The 3835-nt window shown below is 42.2% G+C and carries 3 protein-coding genes; 1 reads left to right on the forward strand and 2 read right to left on the reverse strand.

The window, feature by feature from the left end:
• Window positions 1-516: 516 nt before the first annotated feature.
• On the reverse strand, window positions 517-1290 hold the full coding sequence (locus KGY70_18495) for a creatininase family protein (protein MBS3777192.1): 774 nt from the start codon (window positions 1288-1290) through the stop codon (window positions 517-519).
• Between the two features lie 84 nt (window positions 1291-1374).
• Entirely contained in the window at window positions 1375-2826 is a 1452-nt protein-coding gene (locus tag KGY70_18500; GenBank protein MBS3777193.1) for a C69 family dipeptidase, read from the reverse strand.
• Between the two features lie 433 nt (window positions 2827-3259).
• On the opposite strand from KGY70_18500, the gene KGY70_18505 reads away from it, so the two are divergent.
• The gene (locus KGY70_18505) at window positions 3260-3832 is read left to right on the forward strand and encodes a hypothetical protein (protein MBS3777194.1); all 573 of its coding nucleotides are present in this window, start codon (window positions 3260-3262) and stop codon (window positions 3830-3832) included.
• The last annotated feature ends 3 nt before the right edge of the window (window positions 3833-3835 follow it).

The following is a 3835-nucleotide window of genomic DNA, read 5'->3' on the forward strand; positions in this document are numbered from 1 at the left end:
GGAAAGGGCAAAATGGTAGAGCCGTTGGTTGTAGCACCAGAATAACCGGTCAAAAGCTTCAAAGTCTCCTTTTTTTAAGCTTTCGACGATTTTCTTTTCATTTATGGAATGTTTTTCATCCATAAGAGAATTGGGTTTTGGGTATGGGTAAAACGCATTATATAATGATGAAATGCATCAAACAATATAACGCGTCAATATTAGCAAAAGATCAGGAAAATATCAAATTTGTTTTACGAATTTTTTTAGACAAGATTTACATGATGTTTGAATAAGGCTTCTAATAAGAAACTTGGTTAGGAATTAATCCCCGCAAGTCGGGAGCAATCCTAAATCCTCATTTGGCAGAAGATTTGGTTATCATTTGTGATCATACTGGAAAGTTGGCAATGGTTAAAGGGACAACTGGCAAGGGATATGGTCTTTTGACTTTATAGACAAGCTCTATTTAGTCAATCATTTACCCTTTAATAGGATTCTGCCAAATAGTAAGCCTACTGCCTACTGCTTACTAATTTATTCATACATATCCTCCACATCCGTTTCCGCCAGTTCGATCATCAATTGGCTGATTTTTTCAGTGACCTGCTGATAGTATTGGGCTCCCTTTTCTTTAGTGGCTTTTTTGGGATAACCGATTCCCGTGTCATCCGATACTTTTGACCATTGCCTTTCTGTCCATGCCCAGCTTTCATTGAATGCCGATACCTTAAATTTTTTGGCTGTTCCGTCTCCGGCTTCGTTCAAAGGAAGAACCAACTCCGGGGTCAGATGGAGCATCAGGCTGGTCTCCATCTCATCGGCATGGTCGCCTTGTTTTTCAAATAGTTGATTTTTGTCCACCGACTGGAACCATTGACATACCCCAATAAAAATATCCGGATACTTTGTCCCCAGTTCCCGGATCATTGGCTTGAAATCGTTTCCACCATGTCCGTTAATAATGAGCAGTTTGCGAATACCGCTGTTTTGCAGATTTTGAACAATATCTTCCAATATGGCTGCCTGGGTACTGGGGTTCAGATTCATGGTCAGTTTGATGTCTTTTTGTCCTGTATTGACCCCGTAAGGTACATTGGGCAGCACAATGACCTTGGCTCCCTTCTCCCAGGCCGTTTTTGCCGATTCTGCTGCAATGGCCTCTGTTTCTGTGTTGTCCGTATTGTAAGGCAGATGATAATTGTGGGCTTCCAGGGCTCCCCAGGGAAGAACAGCCACTTCATAGTGCTGTGCCCTGACTTCTTTCCAATGGCTTTCTGCAAGAATGTAAGGTCTTGATTCGTTGCTCATAAAAAATGTGTTTCGTTTGATATTGGATTTTCTGCAAATAATATGAATTTTACTGAAATATCAAAGTGTCAGGCCCTGTTTTGGCTATTTGATCTCTTCCAGTACCTTCCTGGCTATGTCAAGAGCATCCTGGCTCAATTCATCCACGTTGGTCGTAAGGAATTGTCTGGCCATGGGTGAATTGATCCGATGAACCCGCATGGCACCCCTGTCGATATGAACCTGTTCCGTGAAACATTTTGTCTGAAATTCTCTCCATACATCCGGGAATTTTTCTCTGAATTTATCGGGATCCTGATGGTACCGGCCAGAAAGCGCCTGATAAACCTGAGAAGCCTTCTCTGGTTCTGAGGCTTTGGCACTATATGGCTTGAGTGGAGTGTTGATGCCAAAATAGAACGGAATATAAGGAGTGGTTACCGGACTGCTGAATCCTGCCCAAAGCACTGCTCCTACAGTGGAAGGCAATCCGCGGGTTAGCTGAACCATGCCGGTGTGTACTGTATTGCGGGAGGCAATAGGTGCCATAGCTTTGACAAGCGTGTCATTATTAAGCGTGTCAAAAGATGCATTAACCGGGCGGTCTCTGAGGATTGAAATAATCCGGTGCAAGTCCACTTTTTCATCGGGCCTCACAAATTGGGGATACGTCTTTTGCCCCGGTGTTATACTTAATGTAGAATCCAATAAACGCATGGCTCTCCATATTTTCAGATGGCCGGACTTTCCTTTTTTATCCGCTTCCCGGTCCTTTCGGCCAAATGCATCCGCAAAGTTAAACAGTTGTTCCTCGGGATCCCAAAGGTCGTTGTTCCTGGCAAAATCCGCCAACCCCGGCGAGGCCATAACATCCTCGTTATTCGGCTCGATGTGGCCGATTCTGTATCCATTGGCCTGGGGCCAAATAGCGTTTTCCGGTATTTTTACGGCTGCCCAGTGATGGCCTCCCCCGGATTCCATATACCAAACCTCATTCTGGTCGGCTACAGCTATCCCTTTGGCCTGAGCAATTCCGTATCTGTTATAGAATTTCCCGATGAGGCTGACACATTCTCTGGCTGTCTTGCTTCTTTCGAGTGCGATGTAAAAAATTCTTCCTGTGACACCCTCTGGCACTAAAGGATCTGCTTTCCGGGCCTTCATGTTTCTGTCCGCTTCAAGGGTTACGGTTCCCGCAATAGAAACCTGATTTTCATTGATTGCTACTGCATCTCCCTGCGCTAACCCGTTTTTTGTCTGTAAACTTAACCATGCCATCGAAATATCGTTTTGAGGTATTTCCAAACCGTTTTGGAGCCGGATGACATCAGCACTGTCATATTGACGGCGGGGATATTTTTCTATGAATGCTGCTTTATCATCTTTAAGTCCTTTGTTATGAGCTACCACAACCGAACCGTCTGCGGTTATTTTGTTACCTGCAAGCAGCAGGAATGATTCTTCTTCCGGAGTATCAACCTGGGGGAAAGTCGGAGGTCCTGCCAATACCAGGATATGTATGGCGGTAATCGTAAACAATAATTTAATGATCTTCATGGAATTCACGTTTTATGTTTCCGGTACATATAATTATTTTAAAGAATAAGCACAATAATACAAAACCGATACCGTACTAATATATTTATAACAAAAAATGTTCATTTACGTAATGGATAAATTTATATAATACAAGTATAATCAAAAATTCTGAATAATTAGAAAATCTTGCTGGTTGTTTCATTGGATCATTGTTTTAAGTTTTTTCCGAAGAGTCCAGTCTAAAAAGGGCCAAATATGATTTTCAGCTACTTTTTTGCCCCGTCCCTAAAGGGTGAAGTAGCTGAAAATCAGACTCCCTTTAGGGTTGGGGCAAAACTGATTTTCAGCGTATGAATGTATAATCACCTTTTTAGATCAGACTCTTCGAATGAAATTATCGGGTTACTCATTTTGTACCCGGTTTTGTTGAATCGATTTTTTGAATTGTATTATGCATGATATAGAACCCCATTTTTCATGGAGACTTTATTATACTGCCGAAACAGATGAACGCTCTCCGTTTTTCGGGAGAGAATACAGTGAGATCTATTTTACCCATACCATTTACAATCACTATATTCATCCACAATGGGATGATTTTGGCTCGGAAACTTTGTTTTTGAAGATCATTTATACAGACTACCAGCGGGGGTTTACGATCATTGAAATGCTGGGTGAGTGGAATGACTGCCTGTTTAACGATATCATGTTTTTGAAGCGCAATGTGCTGGAAGTGATGATGGCGAATGGAATCAAAAAATTCATCCTCATTGGGGAAAATGTGTTCAATTTTCATTCTTCGGATGATTCTTATTATGAAGAATGGTTTGACGAACTGGAAGATGGATGGATTGTCGGGTTAAATTTCCGCGGCCATGTAAGGCAGGAATTTTTCAATGGCAATCTGGATGAATATATCATGTTCGGTGGTGTTTTCGATCATTTTGATAATTGGCGGACCCTTACTCCGGTTCGGTTGTTTACCATCGTTGAGGGTCAACTCATGCACCGGCTGAATCCCTAATTT

It is taken from the genome of Bacteroidales bacterium (assembly GCA_018334875.1).
In the GTDB taxonomy this organism is placed as follows: Bacteria; Bacteroidota; Bacteroidia; order Bacteroidales; family UBA12077; genus JAGXLC01.